This is a genomic window from Aquisalimonas sp. APHAB1-3, from assembly GCF_048323695.1.
Taxonomy (GTDB): Bacteria; Pseudomonadota; Gammaproteobacteria; order Nitrococcales; family Aquisalimonadaceae; genus Aquisalimonas.
In genome coordinates this window covers 12,464-32,156 of record NZ_JBLWFT010000016.1, presented here as the reverse complement: position 1 = coordinate 32,156, position 19,693 = coordinate 12,464, and the positions used below count along the sequence as shown (strand labels likewise).

Annotated in this window: 11 protein-coding genes; 4 read left to right on the top strand and 7 right to left on the bottom strand. The window is 64.8% G+C overall.

What is annotated here, in order from left to right; genetic code table 11:
• Positions 1 to 124: 124 nt before the first annotated feature.
• Genes uvrA through ACNSTU_RS16025 form a run of 3 tightly spaced genes read right to left on the bottom strand, consistent with a single transcriptional unit; the run spans position 125 to position 8,100 of the window.
• Positions 125 to 5,734 (bottom strand): excinuclease ABC subunit UvrA, encoded by a 5,610-nt coding sequence (uvrA, locus tag ACNSTU_RS16035; protein ID WP_418212665.1) that lies wholly within the window; start codon positions 5,732 to 5,734, stop codon positions 125 to 127.
• 42 nt (positions 5,735 to 5,776) lie between these two features.
• A complete protein-coding gene (locus ACNSTU_RS16030; RefSeq protein ID WP_290631505.1) occupies positions 5,777 to 7,123 on the bottom strand; it encodes a dihydrolipoyl dehydrogenase in 1,347 nt (448 codons plus the stop codon).
• Between the two features lie 26 nt (positions 7,124 to 7,149).
• A complete protein-coding gene (locus ACNSTU_RS16025) occupies positions 7,150 to 8,100 on the bottom strand; it encodes an SLAC1 anion channel family protein (protein ID WP_290631507.1) in 951 nt (316 codons plus the stop codon).
• A gap of 454 nt (positions 8,101 to 8,554) precedes the next feature.
• On the opposite strand from ACNSTU_RS16025, the gene ACNSTU_RS16020 reads away from it, so the two are divergent.
• Both ACNSTU_RS16020 and ACNSTU_RS16015 read left to right on the top strand, forming a co-directional pair.
• Entirely contained in the window at positions 8,555 to 10,150 is a 1,596-nt protein-coding gene (locus tag ACNSTU_RS16020; RefSeq protein WP_290631509.1) for a methyl-accepting chemotaxis protein, read from the top strand.
• A gap of 48 nt (positions 10,151 to 10,198) precedes the next feature.
• On the top strand, positions 10,199 to 12,643 hold the full coding sequence (locus ACNSTU_RS16015) for an EAL and GGDEF domain-containing protein (protein ID WP_290631511.1): 2,445 nt from the start codon (positions 10,199 to 10,201) through the stop codon (positions 12,641 to 12,643).
• A 195-nt stretch (positions 12,644 to 12,838) separates the two neighbouring features.
• Here the strand turns inward: ACNSTU_RS16015 and ACNSTU_RS16010 are convergent, their stop codons facing one another.
• Entirely contained in the window at positions 12,839 to 13,579 is a 741-nt protein-coding gene (locus tag ACNSTU_RS16010) for a hypothetical protein (protein WP_418212664.1), read from the bottom strand.
• 362 nt (positions 13,580 to 13,941) lie between these two features.
• On the opposite strand from ACNSTU_RS16010, the gene sseA reads away from it, so the two are divergent.
• Positions 13,942 to 14,805, top strand: a complete 864-nt coding sequence (gene sseA / locus ACNSTU_RS16005) for a 3-mercaptopyruvate sulfurtransferase (protein WP_418212663.1) — start codon at positions 13,942 to 13,944, stop codon at positions 14,803 to 14,805.
• Positions 14,806 to 14,946: 141 nt separating this feature from the next.
• Here sseA and ACNSTU_RS16000 read toward each other — a convergent pair whose 3' ends face one another.
• From ACNSTU_RS16000 to ACNSTU_RS15990, 3 genes are all read right to left on the bottom strand, one after another.
• Complete coding sequence (locus ACNSTU_RS16000) at positions 14,947 to 16,281, bottom strand: PHB depolymerase family esterase (RefSeq protein WP_418212662.1); 1,335 nt, start codon at positions 16,279 to 16,281, stop codon at positions 14,947 to 14,949.
• 263 nt (positions 16,282 to 16,544) lie between these two features.
• A complete protein-coding gene (locus ACNSTU_RS15995; RefSeq protein WP_290630874.1) occupies positions 16,545 to 17,366 on the bottom strand; it encodes a GGDEF domain-containing protein in 822 nt (273 codons plus the stop codon).
• Between the two features lie 81 nt (positions 17,367 to 17,447).
• Entirely contained in the window at positions 17,448 to 18,404 is a 957-nt protein-coding gene (locus ACNSTU_RS15990) for a universal stress protein (RefSeq protein ID WP_290630872.1), read from the bottom strand.
• Between the two features lie 196 nt (positions 18,405 to 18,600).
• Here ACNSTU_RS15990 and ACNSTU_RS15985 point away from each other — a divergent pair, with 196 nt between their 5' ends.
• On the top strand, positions 18,601 to 19,629 hold the full coding sequence (locus tag ACNSTU_RS15985; protein ID WP_290637883.1) for an NADP-dependent oxidoreductase: 1,029 nt from the start codon (positions 18,601 to 18,603) through the stop codon (positions 19,627 to 19,629).
• Positions 19,630 to 19,693: the final 64 nt, after the last annotated feature.

Sequence of the window (19,693 nt, the reverse complement as noted above, 5' to 3'; positions counted from 1 at the left end):
CGGGCGCGCTGCCGCATCCTGCCGCAACGTCCACCTTTATAAAACACACAGTCGATAGACGCCAATGCAAAATCGGGATCATGTCGATAGATTTCGCCGATGCGCTGCGTCGAACGACTGTCCTTCACTCCTGACCGAGGCCCTGAGCCCGGCCCGGCAAATGGCCCAGAAACTCGGCCAGGATTCGCGCCGTGTGGGATGCATCCTTACCGGCCACGTCCTCCGGCACACCCCGCGCCACCACCTGCCCACCGGCGTCGCCGCCCTCGGGGCCCATGTCGATGAGCCAGTCCGCCTCGGCGATCAGGTCCAGGTTGTGCTCGATCAGCACCACGGTGTTGCCGGCGTCCACGAGGCGGTGGAGGACATGGATGAGCTTCTCCACATCGGCCATGTGCAGGCCCACGGTGGGTTCATCCAGCACGTAGACGGTGTGGGGCTGCTGGCGGCCCTTCATGTTGGGTCGCGCTTTGGCCAGCTCGGTGACCAGTTTGATGCGCTGGGCCTCGCCGCCGGACAGTGTCGGGCTCTGCTGGCCCAGGGTCAGGTAACCCAGCCCCACCGCCTGCAGCAGCTCCAGGGCGTGGTGGATCTTCGGGTGGGCGCTGAAGAAGTCCACCGCCTCGTCCACGCTCATGTTGAGCACGTCGCCGATGGACTTGCCCTTGTAGGTCACTGCCAGGGTCTCCGGCGTGAAGCGCAGCCCGTAGCAGAGTTCGCAGGGTACGGTGACGTCCGGCAGGAAGCTCATCTCGATCTTCTTCACGCCTTGGCCGTCGCAGCCGGGGCAGCGACCGTCCTTTGTGTTGAACGAGAACCGCCCGGCGTTGTAGCCACGCAGCCGCGCCTCTTCGGTGTCGGCGTAGAGTCGGCGGGTGGCGTCCCAGAAGCCGATGTAGGTGGCCGGACAGGAACGGGGTGTCTTGCCGATGGGTGTCTGGTCTACTTCCAGCACCCGGTCCACGTGTTCCGCGCCGGTGATGCCGGCGCAGCCGTCGAGGACAGGCGTCGGGTCACTGGGGCGGCGGCCGGTGAGCCGCTTGAGGCCGGCCTGCAGGACACCGCGCACCAGCGACGACTTGCCGCTGCCGGATACGCCGGTGACGCACACCAGCCGGTGCAGGGGGATGTCGACGTCCACGCTCACCAGGTTGTGCAGGCTGGCCTGCTGCACGGTCACCGTCTGCTCGGCAGGAAAGCCCCGGCGCTCGCCGCGCAGCGGATGGCGTAGCGGGTTGCCGAGGGCGCGGCCGGTGACCGAGTCCGGGTTGGCCAGCAGTTGGTCCACGGTGCCCTCGGCCACCACGCGGCCGCCGTTCACCCCGGCGCCCGGGCCCAAGTCGATGACGTGCTCGGCGCGGCGGATGGTGTCCTCATCGTGTTCCACCACCACGATTGTGTTGCCCTGGCCCTCCAGACGCTGGAGCGTGTCCAGCAGCATGCGGTTGTCCCGCGGGTGCAGCCCGATGGTGGGCTCGTCCAGCACGTAGCACACGCCCTGCAGGCTTGAGCCGAGCTGGGCAGCCAGCCGGATGCGCTGGGCCTCGCCGCCGGAGAGGGTGGGGGCGGCACGGTCCAGAGCGAGATAGCCCAGACCCACCTGCTGCAGGAACTCCAGCCGGTTGCGCAGCTCCGGCAGGATGTCCTGGGCGATGGCGGCGTCGCGGCCGGTCAGGCTCAGGTCGTTGGCCCAGCCGGCCGCGTGCGCCACGGACTGCTCCGAGACTGCGGCAATGCTGTGCCCCTTGAACCGCATGGCCAGCGCCACCGGGTTGAGCCGCTGACCGTCACAGGTGGGGCAGATCACCGGCTCGGCGTCGTCCTCGGTCCAGGCGTTCTCCTCGCCGGTCTGCTCGGCGTCGAAGCCGGGCAGCACCTGGCCGGTGCCAAAGCACGATGGACACCAGCCGTGCTTGGAGTTGTAGGAGAACAGCCGCGGATCCGGCTCCTCGAAGCTGGTGCCGCAGGACGGGCAGGCGCGCTCGCTGGAGAAGACAACGTCGGCGGCACCGTCGGTGGCCAGTTTCAGGGTGTGCTTGCCGTACTCCAGTGCGCGTTCGACCGTGGTGCGCAGGGCGTTCTCGTTCGCCGGGTCCACCGTGAACGTGGCCAATGGCAGGTCGATGTCGTGCTCGCGGAAGCGGTCCAGCCGCGGCCAGTCGGCGGTCGGCAGATCGTCGCCGTCCACGCGCAGGTGGTCGAAGCCCTTGTTCGCCGCCCACTTGGCGAGATCCGTGTACACGCCCTTGCGCGCGGCGATCAGCGGCGCCAGCAGGGTGACCTCCCGGTCACGGTAATCGGCGAGGATGCGCGCGCAGATGGCCTCTGGCGACTGCGCCTCGATGGGCACGTCGCACTCCGGGCAGTACTGGGTGCCCAGCTTGACGTACAGCAGCCGCAGGAAGTGGTGCACCTCGGTCATGGTGGCCACGGTGGACTTGCGCCCGCCGCGGCTGGTGCGCTGCTCGATGGCCACCGTGGGCGGGATGCCGAAGATGGCTTCCACGTCCGGGCGGCTGGCGGGTTGCACGATCTGCCGCGCGTAGGCGTTCAACGACTCCAGGTACCGCCGCTGGCCCTCGTTGAACAGGATGTCGAAGGCCACCGTGCTTTTGCCCGAGCCGGACAGCCCGGTGATCACGGTCAGCGTGTTGCGCGGGATGCGGATGTCGATGTTCTTGAGGTTGTGTTCGCGGGCGTGGTGGATGGTGATGGCGTCGGCGGGGGCGTAGGCCGCCGGGGCTTCGGCGACGGCAGATGCCTCTGGAGGAGTGACGTCAGTCGCAACCCGTGTGGCGTTGGACGCCGTGCCTGGACCTGTCGCGACGGACGTCGCTCCTACACTCGGATTGACCCCCTGGTACTGCCGCAAAGCGCTTCCGGTATGGCTGGCGTCCACCGCCATCACCTCCTGCGGCGTGCCCGCGGCGACGACCGTGCCGCCCTGATCCCCGCCCTCCGGACCCATGTCGATGAGCCAGTCGGCACAGCCGATCACGTCCAGGTTGTGCTCGATCACCAGCAGCGAGTGGCCGGCGTCCAGCAGCCGCTGGAACGCCTGCAGCAGCACTGCCACGTCGGCGAAGTGAAGCCCGGTGGTGGGCTCGTCGAACAGGAACAGCATGCGCCCCTGGCCCTTGCGCCGGCGCGCCGCCTCGCCCAGGTGGCCGGCCAGTTTCACGCGCTGTGCCTCACCGCCGGAGAGGGTGGGCACCGGCTGGCCGAGCTTGAGGTAGCCCAGGCCCACCGCTTCCAGCGGCTCCAGCCGGTTGCGGATCTCGCGGTTGTCGCCGAAGAACCGCACCGCCTCGGTGACCGTAAGCTCCAAGGCACCGGCGATGGAGCGGGGCGCGTCGTCCACGCCCGGGGCCGGGGGCAGCTTCACCTCCAGCACGTCGTCGCGGTAACGGCGGCCATCGCAGTCCGGGCAGCGGATGTAGACGTCGGAGAGGAACTGCATCTCCACATGCTCGAAGCCGTTGCCGCCGCAGGTGGGGCAGCGGCCGGCGCCACCGTTGAAGCTGAAGGTGCCGGGCTTGTAACCGCGCTCCCTGGCCAGCGGCTCGGCGGCGTAGGCCTTGCGGATGGCCTCGAAGGCGCCCACGTAGCTGGCCGGGTTGGAGCGGGTGGTCTTGCCGATGGGGGACTGGTCCACCAGCACCACGTCATCCAGGTGCTCGTCGCCCTCCAGGGCGTCCACGTGACCGGCCGGGTTGGTGCCGTGGCCTTTGCGCCGGGCCAGGGTGTTGTAGAGCACGTCCGTGACCAGGGTGGATTTGCCGGAGCCGGAGACGCCGGTGACGCACACCAGTCGCTCCAGCGGGATGTCCGCGTCCAGGCCCTGCAGGTTGTGCTCGGTGGCGCCGCGCAGGCGCAGCCAGTGGTCGGCCGGTTCCCGGCGGACGTCCGGCCGCGCCGCGGCAACGCTGCGCCGACCGGCCAGGTAGTCGCCGGTGAGCGAGCCCTCGGTGCCGGCCACCTTGTCCGGGGTATCGAAACAGACGATCTCGCCGCCCCGCTCGCCGGGGCCGGGGCCGATATCCAGGATGCGGTTGGCGGCGTGCATGACGTCCGGGTCGTGCTCCACCACCAGCAGCGAGTTGCCGGCGTCGCGCAGGCGGTGCATCACCTCGATGATGCGGCCCATGTCGCGCGGGTGCAGGCCGATGCTGGGCTCGTCCAGCACGAACAGCGTGTTCACCAGCGATGTGCCCAGCGCCGTGGTGAGGTTGATGCGCTGCACCTCGCCGCCGGAGAGGGTGCGCGACTGGCGGTCCAGGGTGAGATAGCCCAGGCCTACCTGGGTGAGGTAGCGCAGCCGTGCGCGGATGCCGTCCAGCAGCAGCTCGGCGGCCTCGTCCAGCGGGGCGGGCAGCTCCACATGCTCGAAGTAGTCGCGCAGGCGTCCCAGAGGCAGGTTCATCATGTCCTGCAGGTTGAGCCCGGGTAGCCCCAGGAAGCGCTCCTGATCAAGCTGCGCGCCGTGCGGCCGGTAGCGGTGGTCGCGCGCCACCACCCGGTCCACCTCGTCGTGGCCGCCCACGCGCCACAGCAGGGGCTCGGGCTTGAGGCGCGCGCCGTCGCAGTCGGGGCAACGGTCGTAGCTGCGGTAGCGGGACAGCAGCACGCGCATGTGCATTTTGTAGCTCTTGCGCTCCACCCAGTCGAAGTAGCGGCGCACGCCGTACCAGCAGCGCTGGTTCCAGCCGCCTTCCCCCTCGATGACCCAGTCGCGGTGGTCCTGGGGCAGATCCTTCCACGGGATGTCCGTGGCGATGCCGGCGCGGCGTGCGTAGCGCATGAGATCCGTCTGGGATTCCGCCGAGCGGCCGGACTGGAACGGGCGGATGCAGCCATCGGCCAGCGTCTTGTTCTCGTCCGGGATCACCAGGGAGTAGTCGATGCCCATGACCCGCCCGAAACCGCGGCAGGTCTCGCAGGCACCTACCGGCGAGTTGAACGAGAACAGGCTGGACGAAGGCGCCTGGTAGTGGATGTCGCAGTCGGCGCAGTGGAAGTCCGCGGAGAAGCGCCAGGGATCCAGCGGCTTACGGTCGTCGTCCAGCGGATGTACGGCCACGTTGCCGCGCCCCAGGTGCAGGCCGGCCTCCAGCGCCTCCACCAGACGGTCGCGCCGATCGCCGGCCAGGCGCACCCGGTCCACCACCACCTCGACGCGGTTCTTCAGCGTCTTGTGAAAACGGGTGTACCCCTGGCTTTCCAGCAGCCCCTTGAGCTCCTTGGCGGTCAGCCCCTTGGGCACGGCCACTGTGGCCACCACCATGGCGCGCTGCCCCTCGGCGCGGGCGAGCAGCCGGGCGGCGATGCTCTCCGGGTCGTCCTTCTGCACCCGCTGGCCGCAGCCGCCGCAGTAGAGCTGCGCCGTGCGCGCAAACAGCAGCTTCAGGTGGTCGTTGAGCTCGGTCATGGTGCCCACGGTGGAGCGGGATGTGCGCACCGGGTTGTTCTGATCGATGGCGATGGACGGCGGAATGCCCTCAATGGCGTCCACCGCCGGCTTGTCCATGCGGTCCAGAAACTGCCGCGCGTAGGGGGAGAAGGTCTCCACGTAGCGGCGCTGCCCTTCGGAGTACACCGTGTCGAAGGCCAGGGACGACTTACCCGAGCCGGACACGCCGGTGACTACCACCAGCTCGCCCAGTGGCAGGTCGATGTCCAGATTGCGGAGGTTGTTCTGGCGGGCGCCCTTGATGCGGATCACGTCGTGGGCCATGGAACTCCCCGGTCACCGTGGATAGACGGGGGAGTATAACGGCTATTGGCGCCGCAGTGCCTGCAGCACCGAGCGCAGACCTTCCTCCAGAACCGGATGGTAGAAGGGGAGCTGCAGCGCCTCGTCCACGGTGACACGCTGCTGAATCAGCCATGCGAGTGCGTGTCCCAGGTGCTCCGCCTCCGGCGCCACCAACTCGGCACCCAACAGGCGACCGCTGGCGTCTGCATCTACATGCAGCACACCCTCGGGCCGATTCATCAGTATTGCCCGCCCCTGCTCCGCCATGTTGAACGATGCCGAGACCGCGTCCGACGGTAGGTCTGCTACCGGAACACCCACGCGCGCAAAACCCGGTTCCGTGAACACAATGGCCAGCGGCGTGCGCCGTTCCTGCGGTTGGGTTCCCTGCAGGGCCTGCCGTGCGGCGATAACGCCCTCGTCAGCGGCTTCGTGCATGAGCGGACGCAGACCATGGACATCCCCGGCGAAGAATACCGGCAGATCGGCCACCCGCAGCGTCCTGGGGTCAATCTCCGGCAGTCCTCGCCGGTCGAGCGGAACGTCCAGGGCTTCGAGTCCCAGCCCTTCCACGTTCGGCTGCCGTCCCACGGCGGCGAGGACACGGTCTACCGTCAGCGTCTGTCCCTCGCCCCAATGCACGCAGACGCCCTCATCGGTGCGCTGCAGAACGACGTCGGTGCCGGTATGGATTGCCATGTGCCGATTCAGCGCTGCCTTGGCCACGGTGTTGCTTGTCCTCCGCTGGAGTCCGCCCAGACGCGCGCCGTGGCCGAAGGCATGCACGTCCAGACCAAGCATGCCGAGGGCCTGCCCGAGTTCCAGGCCGATGGGCCCGAGCCCGATCACGGCGATGCGTCCGGGCAGGTCCGCTTGGTCGAAGAGGGTGTCCGAGGTGAGGATTCGGTCCGAAACGGGCGCCCAAGCCGTCGGGATCAGCGGCCGGGTGCCGGTGGCCACAATGATATGCCGCGCCTGAATGTGCTCGCCGTTGACGTCCAGCGTCTGCGCATCCAGAAAACGTGGCTGTCCGGCAATGTAGCGTTCGCCCAGTTTGCGTACGCTGGCAGCGGGAACTGCGGCGAATCGGTCCCGGAGGGTCTGGACGTGGGCCATCACCGCCGGTACGTCTACCTCGATGGCGGTGTCGACCAGGTGCTCGCGGTCAATGGCCTCCCGGGCGGCGGCCACGTCGCGCGCCGCGTGCAGGAGTGCCTTGGACGGCATGCAGCCGACCCGCGCACAGGTGGTTCCCAGAGGGCCAGGGTCGATCAGGACCGTGTCCCGCGTGCTGCGGCCAGCCTCTTTCAGGGCGCTGAGCCCGGCAGTGCCGCCACCGATGATGGCCAGTTCCACATTGCGTTTCACGGTACAGGCCTCCGGTTGCAGGCGTCTCAGTGGTTCAGGTTGCCCCGGTACAGGGCGCGGAGTGTCAGCGCGCTCACGCCCAGAAGCAGAATGGTCACGGCCCCGGTCAACAGCCCCAGGAGCATGTCCACGTTGGCCCCGGTGGCGTCACTATAATGAAAAACCGCCACCGTGAATGCCGCCGCCGGGAACGTATACGCCCACCAGGAGGGGAAGAAGGGCAAGCGTGCAAATGCCGGAAGCTGCGCAACAACCAGCAGTGCCGTCATTACGGCCACGTAGAACAGCAGCGTACCGGCTGTCCCCACGTCACCGGTAAGTGCGTGCCAGGCCAGAAAGGCCACACTGGGGGGTGCCAGAAGCACGGCCAGCGTCGGGCGCATGGGCGGCTCCAGTGCCGGGCCGGTGATCAGCCGATGGAATACCATGACACCGAGGACCACCCAGAACAGTATGCCGGCGGCGAAGAAGAACCAGCCCAGCTGGGCATAGCCCGCGGGTGCCGCCGCCAGGGGTACCAGGACATTACCCACGGCCGGTATGAACCAGGCCGGGTTCAGGGCGGCCGCGGGCTGCTCGCCGCCGAGCCAGCGGGTCACGATGCCTACCGTCAGGATGAGGTGCAGTGCCGCCCCGCTCCCCCACAACCAGAGGCTGACGGAGGGCGTCGTGCTCTGGGCCTGCAGACCGAGAAGGATCAGCGAGATGGAGATCGCCGGCAGAAAGTTGATGCGAACAGGGTGGCGGATCTCTTCCAGCACGGCACGTGGTGCGATGACCGCCTTGCAGGCGTAACCTGCCAGTAACAGGACGAACACCGTCGCCGACACCAGACCAACAGCCCCGGCGATCGGCGCAGGCAACCCCCAGTGTTCCCCGGCGGCCTGCCAGACCAGCCCGAGACCGCTCAACCCCATGACCGCGGCAAACAGCGGAAGAGGCAGCGTGGCGCAGCGCGCTTGCGATGGATCGGTCATGACGCTTGGCAACTCCCAGTATCACCACGCAAAGCGCCGGACCGCTCGGCCCGGCGCACTATACCGCGACATCCTGCGCCAGGTGCAGTGGGGGGCGTCAGTGACATAGTCACAGAGTGCCTGTGGCCGAACCAGGATGAGCTGTGCTTGCCAGTGGTGCGCTCCGCCCTCAAGGGGAGCAGGGTCACCGACGTGGGGCCCTCCCTGGATGGCCTCAGTGAGTCAGGACCATGTCGCCCTGGCATCTGCGCCGCATGTCTGATCCTGGAGCCTCCAAGTAAGGGTTCTTCCGTTTCGATAATGCAAGCCATGGTAATGGGTGCGAAAAATACTTGTTCCAGAAACGCATGTAATCCTTTATAAGAGGTTTTAGAAAAAAAGCGTCTTCCGCCTCAGAAGGCCTCGTGCGACAGATATGCCCAACTCCTTTCTTTTCAAAGAAGAGGGCGGTTGTATGCGCAATAATGAGCCAGTCACACAAGAACGAGTCGATGTAGAAAGGGATGCTAATATCCTCTCTACAACCGATTCCAATGGCAGAATCACTCATGTAAATGATGAGTTTGTCAAAATAAGTGGATTCGAAAGGGAAGAATTAATAGGTCAGCCGCATAATATAATTAGACATCCGGATATGCCAAGGCAGGCGTTTCTCGAACTCTGGATGACCCTGCAAAAAGGTCAATCCTGGATGGGCATTGTAAAGAATCGCTGCAAGAGTGGTGATCATTATTGGGTTCATGCGTATGTGACACCCATCTTTGATGCCGATGGCAATCTCCAGGAGTGCCAGTCGATCCGCCAGAAGCCCGATGAGGAGGATGTTGAGCGGGCAGCAGCGCTTTATGAGAAGTTGAAACGTGCGGAACCCGAGAGCGGCCGAGTAAGCAACGTCACGCGCCGTGCGCGGTGTCCCGGGGTCATGGGCCGTGTTGCTGCCACATGCTTAGCCGGATGTGCGCCCATGGTTACGCTTGCTGCCTATTCACAACCGGCAGGTTCAGTCGTGTTCGTGGCGGCAGCGAGTACGACGATATTCCTTGCAGGCCTCTGGTGGGCTTTCAATCCGCTTCGAAATCTGGAGAGAGCGGCTCGGCAAGTCGTCGATGACCCGTTGGCTGAGGCCGTTTACTGCGGTCGTCACGATGAGAATGCACGAGTTCACGTCGCCCTGACGCGTCGACGTACTGAGGTGCAGGCGATCACCAAGCGCATTCTGGACACGACGCTGAAGGTACAAAGCACCGCGGCTAGTGCGTTGCGAGCCATTGATGAAGGAAGCCAGAAGGCAGAATACCAAACCAGCGAAACGCAGCAGGTCGCGGGCGCCATGGAGGAGATGGCTCAATCCGTCCACGAAGTCGCCTGTGGCTCGTCACAGGGTCTGGGCACTGTCGGTGATGCTCGCGATGCCGCCTCACAGGGCCGGGAGGCCATGGATAACACCAAGGAATCTCTTCACGAACTCAAACTCCACATTGAGGCGTCATCGAGTGTTGTCAGTCGGCTTGCCAGTGAAACGGAGCGCATCAGCGGCGCCCTGGCCCTCATCCAGCAGATAACCGAGAAGACCAACCTGCTCGCGCTGAACGCCGCGATCGAGGCGGCACGGGCAGGCGATGCGGGGCGGGGGTTCGCGGTTGTGGCCGATGAAGTCCGTGACCTTGCCAATAGTACGGCAGCGTCGACCAAGGAAGTGCAAGGGATTATCGAGTCGCTGCAGCAGGCGGCAGGGGAAGCAGTTGAGTCTATGCAGCACAGCACTGAAAGGGCACAGCAAACCGAATACGACGCTGAACGGGCGCACGACGTACTCGGAAGTATCGACGCGAAAGTCGCTATGCTCCAGGACGCCACGAAGCAGATAAAGACTGCCACCGAGGAACAGAGCAGCACAGCCGAGGAAGTCAATCGCAACATGAGCAACATTGACGTTCTTGCCGGTGAACTCTGTGAATCGTGCACCGCGGCACGCGAGAGCATGGACCGGCTCGCCGCGGAGATACGGGACGCATCCGGCCTGGTTCGCCGGTTCTCATCATGGTCCTGAACCCTTAACCGCCTTGCTGCGTTGGCGTTCGGACTCGACGGAGATGTCATGTCAAGCGCAGAGGAAGATACCGAAAACGAGCTTGCCCGGCTGCTTTGGAGGACCACTCCGCATGCGGTCGTGGCAATCGACACGACTCAGCACATTCGTTTGTTCAACCGCGCCGCGGAAAGGCTTTTCGGTTACGAGAGCTCTGAGCTTAAGGGGGCTCCGCTGGACTGGCTCATTCCCGACGACATGGTCCAGCAGCACAAGGTGCACCTTGACGCCTTTGTATCCAGCGGGCAGCGCGCTCGCTGGATGCGGGAACGTACCGCAATACGCGCCCGGCACCGAACGGGCCGGGAGATCATCGTCCAGGCTGCCATCGTGCGGCTGCCCACGGAGCCGGAGCCACTGTTTGCGGCGGTAATCGAAGACATAGCCAGTCAGCACGAACAACAGCAGGCTATCGCACGGCTACTGGAGATTCTGGAGAGTACGCCTGATCTGGTTGCCATGGCCGATCAAGACGCAAGGGTTACCTACCTGAACGCTGCCGGGAGGAACATTCTGGGCATTCCCGAGGACCTGGACGCGGCAGAGGTTGATATCGGCGCGTCGCACCCCGAATGGTCCGCAACGCGGCTCTTTCAGCAGGCGTTCCCTCAGGCAGCTGAATTCGGGATGTGGCGTGGTGAAATGGCCTTGCGCAATCACTTGGGTGAAGAGATCCCGGTGGATCAAGTGGTGATTGCCCATCATGGGAATGGTGGAACGGTGCAGCGGTTCTCGACGATCGCTCGTGACCTGAGTGGCCGCAAGAGAATGGAGGCGACTCTGCGCCAGCAGGCTCGCGCTCTGGAGCAGACTGCCGACATGGTGTGGATTGTGAGCACCAGCGGTCAGATTGTTTACGTCAATGAGGCGTTCAAGCGAATTACGGGCTATGACTCTGAGGAGGCGATAGGGGAGCGCCCTGGTGAGCTCTTGTCATCCGCCGAGCATGCAGGCGCCTTCGATAGTGTGCTGCGTCAAAGCGCGGATACTGGTGTCGCACAGACGGGTGTTTTCAAGAACCGCCGCAAGGATGGATCGCCCATCTACACGGAAGAAACCATTGCCCCCGTGATATCGCGGGACGGTGCGGTCGAGTGCTTCGTGGCAACCGGCCGGGATATCACCGATCGGGTCGGCATGGAGCGCCGGCTTCAGGACCTTGCATACAGGGATCAGTTAACTGGGCTGAATAATCGGGTGTGGTTCCACGAGAGCCTCGAAGAAATGCTCAAGACTGCACATGCGGGCGATGCGCCGCGACCCCTCGCCGTACTTTTCCTGGATCTGGACAACTTCAAGGCCATCAATGACGCCCTTGGGCACCGTGTTGGTGATGAGATTCTGGAGAGAATCGGTGCGAGGATTCGCGCTGTCCTGGATGACAGGAATGTGGTCGCCCGTTACGGCGGGGACGAGTTCGCGATCCTGATTCCGAACGTCTCCGATGAGGCCCGCTTGCTGGCGCTTGCGGATCAGCTCCATGACGCGCTGGCAACGCCCAGCGTTGTGTCCGGCTATCAGTTCGATGCATCCATCAGCATGGGCATCGCGACCTGTCCGCATGCCGGCCAGACGGCTGATGATCTTATTCAGGCGGCTGACACTGCGATGTACCAGGCGAAGACGAAAGGTGGTGGTCAGACCGCATATTATACGCCGGTCATGTCCGAGCGCGCGTACCGCAAGTTCCGACTGCTCGAGTCGCTCCCGGGGGCAGGTACCCGGGGCGAGTTGCGCGTATTGCTTCAACCACTGTTCGATGTTCACGGGCAACAGCTGGTTGCGGCGGAAGCACTTCTGCGGTGGAGCCACCCCCACCTCGGAGAGGTCTCGCCCCGGGAGTTCATTCCGGCCGCCGAGGAGGGAGGCAGCATCAACCAGATAGGCGTGTGGATGCTGGAAACCGTGTGTCGGGAAATCCATGGATGGCGGGCCGCCGGGCTGAATCCGCCGCCCGTGACCGTGAACATATCGGCCGTGCAACTGGACGACCCGGCCTTTGTGCATAGCGTGCGAGACCTGCTCGCCGAATACGAACTCACGTCCGGACACCTGGTATTCGAGCTAACGGAATCCGTCTTCGTTGGTGACGACAAAGATCGTGAGGCGGCGTTGATACGGTTGCGTGGCTTAGGCGTAAGTCTTGCGATCGACGACTTCGGTACCGGTTACTGCTCCCTCGCTTACCTCCGGCGTCTGCCCGCAGACTGGATCAAGGTTGCCCGCGAGTTCATTCAGGGCCTCCCCGAACATCAGGACAACAGGGCTGTTCTCCAGTCGATTCAATCGCTTGGACAGGCGTTGGGCAGCAAGGTGGTTGCCGAAGGCATAGAGACGCAGCAGGAGCACGAGTGGGTTCGAAGGATCGGTATTGACGCGGTTCAGGGCTATTTCTTTGCACGCCCCATGACTGCCGAAGACCTGGCTGAGCAGTGGCTGGGCTCCTCCCTTTGAGGACGGGGGGTGCGTATCTTCTGTCGCGTCGTATCGTAGTTGGAACGCTTCGCGCAAAGCCGAGGCATAAAGCCGCCTCGTTGTGCCCGGCGGCGCCCGCTGATGTGTGCCGCCGGGCAATCACGATTCTGGACCAAGCCACGCTCCTGGAGCCAGGCGGTGACCCTTACGAAGAATCCGCCGGTGCCTTGGGGATTACTCAGAGTTTCCCTTGCGTCCGGATGCCCGTGGCCTCAGGTTCATTGCGTAAAGGCTGAGCAGGCCCACCATCAGCAGTGCCAGGCTGTTCGGGTTGGGGATAGCGACAGGATCGTCCTGGGCCAGGTCCCAGAAACTCGTTGTCATGCCCCAGTTCGCACTCGGCACCCCTGGGTCATCCTCGCTCCTGGTACGGCCTCGCCACATGCCCTCGGTGCTCTCGTCGTGGGCCGTTGCGGCGAAGTTGGCCCAGCTGCCTTCGTGGATGATGTCGCCATCTGCCCGGATGTCGATCAGCAGGTTGCCGTCACCAGGGTCGTACTGGAAGCTCTCCCCACTGATGCTGAACGGGTGATCGGAGCCGCCATCCAGTGTCAGGTGCGTGAAGTGGTGCTCGACTTCTCCAAAATTGTCCTCCAACGGCAGATTTGTATCAGCGGGATCTGCGTCTGTGACCGAGAAGCGGATGTCGAAAGACCCGCTGACGAGGTTGCCTTGCCCTGCAACCGACCAGAACCCGAAGGCATCGATATTCACCGTATCGGCGAAGAGGTCCGATCCGTAGATGTACTGGGTCTGGTGTGCCAGATCACAGCCGAAAGGAATGCAATTCAGTCCCGTGGCTGAATCGCCCACATCAATACGTGCTGCCGAGGCAGTGTCAGCCAGGAAGACCCCAGGAAAGGAGAGTACGGTCGTGAATACGAAAGGCGCTGCCCATTTTCTTGCTTTACTCATCTAAACACCCGATTATTCTTGAATTTGGCACACCGCTCCATGCAAGTGCCAAGCCATTCGAATTGGTTGTGAATTCAAAGGCGCGCATGGCGGCGGTAGGGGCGATTTTGGTGGGTGCCACGACCGGGTTGTGGGACAGCTGAACCAATGTGAGTGTAAAGCTTTCTTTACTGAAATCGGGACCTTTCCGCCGGTTCTTGCCGGAGAGCGTAAAAGATTCCGACATCTGTCATCAGAGGCGCCGGCTCTGCCGCAGGATTGCCGACCACGCGTCGTGGTCAGGCGGGAGTCTGGCGATGTTGGCGTGGTGGAGCCCCGCAGGAATGATGGTCGGCCAGGTGATAAGCTGTAAGTGGAGGAGCATGGAGGAACTAACCATGGGCGCCGACGATTTCTCCGCGCTGGTAAGCGTGGACTGGCTGGCCCGCCACCTGAGCGATGCGCGCGTCTGCGTGATTGATGCAAGCTGGCATCTGCCGAGCGCCAAACGTGATGCAGTGGCAGAGTTTGGGCAGGGGCATATTCCGGGCGCGGTATTCTTCGATATCGACCGGATCGTGGACCCGGACGCCGAACTCCCGCACACGCTGCCGGCAGCGGCGGACTTCGCCCGTGCCGTTGGTGCGCTCGGCATCAGCAACGACAGCCAGGTGGTGGTGTACGACACGCGAGGGCTGTTCTCGGCAGCCCGGGCCTGGTGGATGTTCCGGGTCTTCGGCCACGAGCAGGTGTCCATTCTCGATGGCGGCCTGCCGGCATGGGTGCGGGCTGGCCAGCCGCTGGAGGCCGGGGATGTGCCCGTCGAGCCGCGGGCGTTCAAGGCGCGGTTCCAGCCGGATCACGTGTGGCGCCTTGAAGACGTGCAGCGCAACCTCGGCTCCGGTGAGGCGGTCATGCTGGATGCCAGGCCAGAGGGGCGGTTTGCGGGACGTGATCCTGAGCCCCGCCCAGGGGTTCGCGGTGGGCATGTCCCGGGGGCGCGCAACCTGCCGGCCGATCGTCTGGTGGACCCCGCCACCGGGCGCATGCACGACACGGACACGCTCGCCGAGCTGTTTTCGGGCACTGACGACAAACCGGTGGTGTGTAGCTGCGGCAGTGGTGTGACCGCCTGTGCGCTGGCGTTTGCCCTGCACCGGTTGGGCCGGGACGATGTGGCCGTCTACGACGGCTCCTGGACGGAGTGGGGCGGCCGGGATGACACGCCGGTGGACACGAGCGATTGATCTGCGCGCGTTCGCCCAGCCCTGGTGGATCTCCGCCCGGCTGCGGCCGGCGCACCGGGTCAGCTCCTGAAATGTAATCGCCCGGAGCGGCATCGCCGGGATCCGCACCGGGCGCGAGCCAATCTGATCGAGGGTCAGAGCTTACGGGCAAGTGCCCTCTTCGAAGTACCCCTCGTCGGTTTCCGCCAGCGTCGCCTCATTGAAGAGATTCCACAGGCCGAGGTTGTCATCGGAGCCCTGGGCGTAGGCGGTGCCACCGGACTGGTAGGCACGGCCGGCCTCGACGTGGTCATAGGTGCTGCTGGTGGTCTCGGTGCAGGCAAAGCCGTTGTCATCATCGCCGTTGCCGTCGTCACCGTTACCATCATCCCCGTTGCCATCGTCGCCGTTACCGGGATCGTCCGGCGCATCATCAATACGGCGATTGTTGGCGAAGAGGTAGGTGGTGAGGTAATGGGGGTAATCGATGCTGTTGCTGGTGATGTAGCTGCCACCGTTGCCGGCACCGGCCGGCCAGTTATGCCCCATCCCGGTGTTCTGGATCAGTGACACCCGCGGCCCGTCGGCATCCTCGAACAGGGTGCCGGAGCCGCTGGTATTGTTGCCGCGCAGGTCGTCCAGGCTGAAGGGCGAAGTGGCATCGGCGCCGTAGATGCTGGCCATGATGTCGGCGTTCAGCGGGTTGTAGCCCGGGGCAACGATGTCGTCATTGTCGCCGTAGATCACGGAAGCGATCTGCGTGTCGAACTCGGAGGTGTTGTTGCCGGCGAAGTCTTCACAGGTGTTGCGGCCCTGGGCCTCGCTGGTGGAGACGAAGCCGATATCCCCGGAACCAGTGCCCACCGTCGGGCCCGCATTGTTGCCGAAGCCGGCAAAGACGTCCGGTGCCAGGCAGCCCATCACCATGGCTTGCGAGCCACCGGAGGACAGCCCGCTGATGTAGACCTGATCGGGGTCTACCGTCATGTCGTTGCGGTCGAGCATCTCGCCCACAAGGTCCAGCAGGTTACCGTTGTGGCGGTTGGTGCGCGTGTGGTTGCTGTCGTAGTAGTCCCAGCAGCCGAGCAGCACGCCGCCGCCAGGGGCATTGGGCAGGACCACGACCATGCCGAACTCATCGGCCGTGGCCTCCCAGTTGCCGGCGTTCATCAGGTCGGTGTTTGTCTGGGTGCAGCCGTGCAGGTTGACCATCAGTGCGCGTTCGTCGCCGAGCACGGGCTCGGAATCGGGCATGTAGATCTGTACGTTCATGCCGGCGATGGTCTCTTCGCTCCAGGCGCCCTCTGCTGCGTCACCACCGCTGGAGCCCCCCTCGTCACTGCCGGAGTCGCTGCAGCCGGGCAAGCTTTCAAAGCCTGGGCCGCAGTCGATGGCAATGGCACGGTCGAACGGCGAGAAGAGTAGCACCAGGGCCGCCAGAGGGGCGGCGAAGGTGAACAGGCGCCAGGAACTGGTCGGATTTGTCCTTATCGTCATTGTTCTTCTCCTCATTGTGCGCCGGTCAGGCAATCGAACGCGTCTGCGTCGGCGCTTTGGTGTTTTTGTCGAAGTCAGTCGCATTACATGAGACATGACTCATTCGTCATTTAATGCCAGGTTCTTATGGATGTCAAACAGGATTGCTTTTGAAAGCAACGTGTTGCGATGCCGCGCTGGCGGGTTTTCGGGCGGGGCAGGCGGATGGCCAGTGGAGCCAGGAGTCATCAGGTACTGGCCCGGAGTATCGGCTGCGCGTCCGCTCAGCCCTGGTGGATCTCCACCCGGTGGCGGCCGGCGCGCTTTGCGCGGTACGCCGCGTCGTCGGCGCGCCTGGTCAGTTCCTGGAGGGTGACGGCCTCCATAGCGGGAGCTGCCGATGCCAGACCGACACTCACGGTAACGGGGATGGCATGATCGGTGCCGTTCGGCCCCTGGAACGGCCTCTCCGCGACTTGCTCACAGATCTTCTCTGCCAGCATCCGTGCCGTTGCCGCGTCCGCGCCTGGTAGGATGATGGCGAACTCTTCGCCGCCGAATCGGGTGGCCAGATCCTCGATGCGGGTGCATCGTTCGATGCGAGCCGCGATCTGTCGAAGCAGATGGTCGCCGCAGATGTGTCCATAGTCGTCGTTGATCGCCTTGAAGTGGTCCACGTCGATGAAGATCACGCTCATTGGCCTGCGTTCGAGCGCCGCCCGCTCCACCAGGTGTTCGCCCACGCGAAGGAAGCAGCGGCGATTGGGGATGCCGGTGAGAGTGTCTGTCTCGGCGTCTCGTTTCAGGCTGCTGTGCGCATTGTGGGCCGGATTGGCCAGCATGATCGCGCCCAGCAGGATCACTGAAGCGGTCTGGAACAGTCGAATCCAGGCGACGCTGCCCATGTTGCCCGGGTCGATGGCGTAGTCCCAGGCCAGGTTGCTGATCACGAAGAGCGCCGCGATAAAGGTTGCGACAACGGAGAACCGCCCCAGGTAGACGCCCTTGGCATCCAGGTAGGCGGCTGTATGCACCGCGCGCAGCCAGTGGGTGAGGCGGGCAAGGCGCGTCGTTGCGGTGTCGGTATCCTGCGTCAGTACCCGCACTGAAGCGGTGCTCGCGGATCAGCTTCGGATATGGAGCCTGAAGCTTGACCGGAAGCGATCAACGATTCAATCAACCAGTTCTCACCCGAGCACGGTAACCGGACAGGCTGCGCCGTGAATGACGCGCTGGCTCACGCTTCCCAGCAGGGACTCGATGCGATTGAGGCCGCGCCGGCCCAAGACCACCTCGGCCGGGCCCAGGTCCCGCACATACTGATTGATGGCCCGCGCCGGGTTGTCGTGGCGACGAACGTGGACCACATCCGTGTCCGCGTCCAGGGCGTCGCCCATGGCATCGCGGGCGGTCCTGAACGCATCCTCGGCGCTCTGCCGCGCCATCTGGCTGAGCGTGCGGCGTGATACTGCGTCTGTCCCCGTCGTGGAGATCATGGCGTTGTGACTGGGGTCGATGCCCATTAGCCCCGGGAAGGCGTGCAGCAGGTGAATGGCGGCGCCACTGCGTGCGGCGAGTCGGGCCGCGTATTCTGCTGCCTTGCCGGACGGACGGGAGCCGTCCACCGGCACGACAAAGGGGACGGGCCCGCCGTCGCGGGCCTCCACCGATTCCCGACCGGCCGTGACCACGGTCACCGGCTGCCGGACGCTCTGGATGACACGCTCGCTCACGCTGCCGAGCAACAGCTCCTGCACACGGCCAAGCCCGCGGCGGCCCATGACCACCTGGACGTCGTGGCCGTCGCCCACGAAAGCCGCGATGGCAGACGGCGGCTTGCCGTCGAGGACGTGCTCGGTGACGTTGTCGGCAGCCCCCAGGTACTCGCGGGCGTGCTGGAATGCGCGGCGGGCGCTGCCATTGCGCAGGGTCTCGAAGGCTTCCGCGGTGAGCCGCTCGGCGCTGGCGTCTCCCGGGCTGCGGCCGAGGGTTTCCATCACGTGCTGAATGGAACCCGGGAAGGCGTGCACGAGATGGATGTCGGCATCCAGCGTGCGCGCCATGCGGGAAGCGTAACGCACGGCGGCGCCGGCATGATCCGAGCCGTCCACCGGCACGATGATGTCCTGAATGCAGGCGTTCATGGAGTCCTCCGGCGGCCCGACGGCCGGTCGATTGCTAACGCGCCATGCCGGGCAGTAGACCACGACCGCCCGGGAGGTCCGTTGACGCAGATCAAGGGTGGCAGCGGCGCGCGTCTCTCGTGCGGTGGCGCATTGCTGCTATGCTCAGTGACCCGATCCAAGGCTTTATCGAATACCAAGGGGGAGAACGACACCAATGGCAGAGAATCAACGCATTGTGCTGGCCGCACGCCCGGAAGGCATGCCCGACGAGTCGCACCTGAAGCTGGAGTCGGCGCCCATGCCCGAACCGGCCGACGGCCAGGTCCTGCTGCGTACCATTTACCTGTCCCTGGACCCGTACATGCGCGGGCGCATGAGTGCCGCCAAGTCCTATGCGCAGTCCGTGGAAGTGGGCGGCGTCATGGAGGGCGGCACGGTCTGCGAAGTGGTGGAATCGCGCAGCCCGGACTGGCAGGCCGGCGATCTGGCCCTGGCGCACACCGGCTGGCAGGCCTATGCCGCCGTCAATCCCAAAGGGCTGAAACGCCTCAACCCGGACGATGCGCCGATCAGCACTGCCGTGGGCGTACTCGGCATGCCCGGCTTTACTGCCTATGTGGGCACGGTGGAGCACGGCCGGCCGCAGAAAGGCGAGACGGTGGTCGTCTCTGCCGCCAGCGGCGCCGTGGGGCAGGTGGTCGGCCAGCTCGCCCAGCACTGGGGCTGCCGGGCCGTGGGGGTTGCCGGCGGGCCGGACAAGTGCCGGTTTGTTACCGAATCCATGGGGTTTGACGCCTGTGTCGATCACCGCTCCCCGACCTTCGAGCAGGATCTGGCGGCGGCGTGCCCGGACGGTGTCGACATCTACTGGGAGAACGTGGGCGGCAAGGTGCAGGCGGCGGTGCTGCCGCTGCTCAACGAGTTCGCACGCATCCCCGTGTGCGGCCTGATCGCCCACTACAACGAGACCAGCGCGCCGGAAGGCCCGGACAAACTCTCGGGTTTCATGCGTCACATCCTGACCAAGCGGCTGACCGTGCGCGGCTTCATCCAGTTCGACCACGCGGAGCGCCGCGGCGAGTTCTTCAAGACCGTCGCGCCGTTGGTGAAGAGCGGTGAGATCAAGTACCGCAACGACGTGGTGCAGGGGCTGGAGAACGCCGTGTCGGCGTTCCAGGGGCTGCTCACCGGCAAGAATTTCGGCAAGTTGTTGGTGCAGGTAGGCGACGACCCGACGCAGTAACGCGACCGTGGGGTGGATCGTCGTGTGATGGTTCGGTGGACCTGAAGGTCCACCCTACGAATGC

Bases quoted from the DNA above. Each gene is read 5' to 3' on its own strand.
- uvrA (WP_418212665.1), bottom strand. From the start codon at position 5,734: ATGGCCCACGACGTGATCCGCATCAAGGGCGCCCGCCAGAACAACCTC.
- ACNSTU_RS16025 (WP_290631507.1), bottom strand. From the start codon at position 8,100: ATGACCGATCCATCGCAAGCGCGCTGCGCCACGCTGCCTCTTCCGCTG.
- ACNSTU_RS16020 (WP_290631509.1), top strand. From the start codon at position 8,555: ATGCGCAATAATGAGCCAGTCACACAAGAACGAGTCGATGTAGAAAGG.
- ACNSTU_RS16015 (WP_290631511.1), top strand. From the start codon at position 10,199: ATGTCAAGCGCAGAGGAAGATACCGAAAACGAGCTTGCCCGGCTGCTT.
- ACNSTU_RS16010 (WP_418212664.1), bottom strand. From the start codon at position 13,579: ATGAGTAAAGCAAGAAAATGGGCAGCGCCTTTCGTATTCACGACCGTA.
- sseA (WP_418212663.1), top strand. From the start codon at position 13,942: ATGGAGGAACTAACCATGGGCGCCGACGATTTCTCCGCGCTGGTAAGC.
- ACNSTU_RS16000 (WP_418212662.1), bottom strand. From the start codon at position 16,281: ATGACGATAAGGACAAATCCGACCAGTTCCTGGCGCCTGTTCACCTTC.
- ACNSTU_RS15990 (WP_290630872.1), bottom strand. From the start codon at position 18,404: ATGAACGCCTGCATTCAGGACATCATCGTGCCGGTGGACGGCTCGGAT.
- ACNSTU_RS15985 (WP_290637883.1), top strand. From the start codon at position 18,601: ATGGCAGAGAATCAACGCATTGTGCTGGCCGCACGCCCGGAAGGCATG.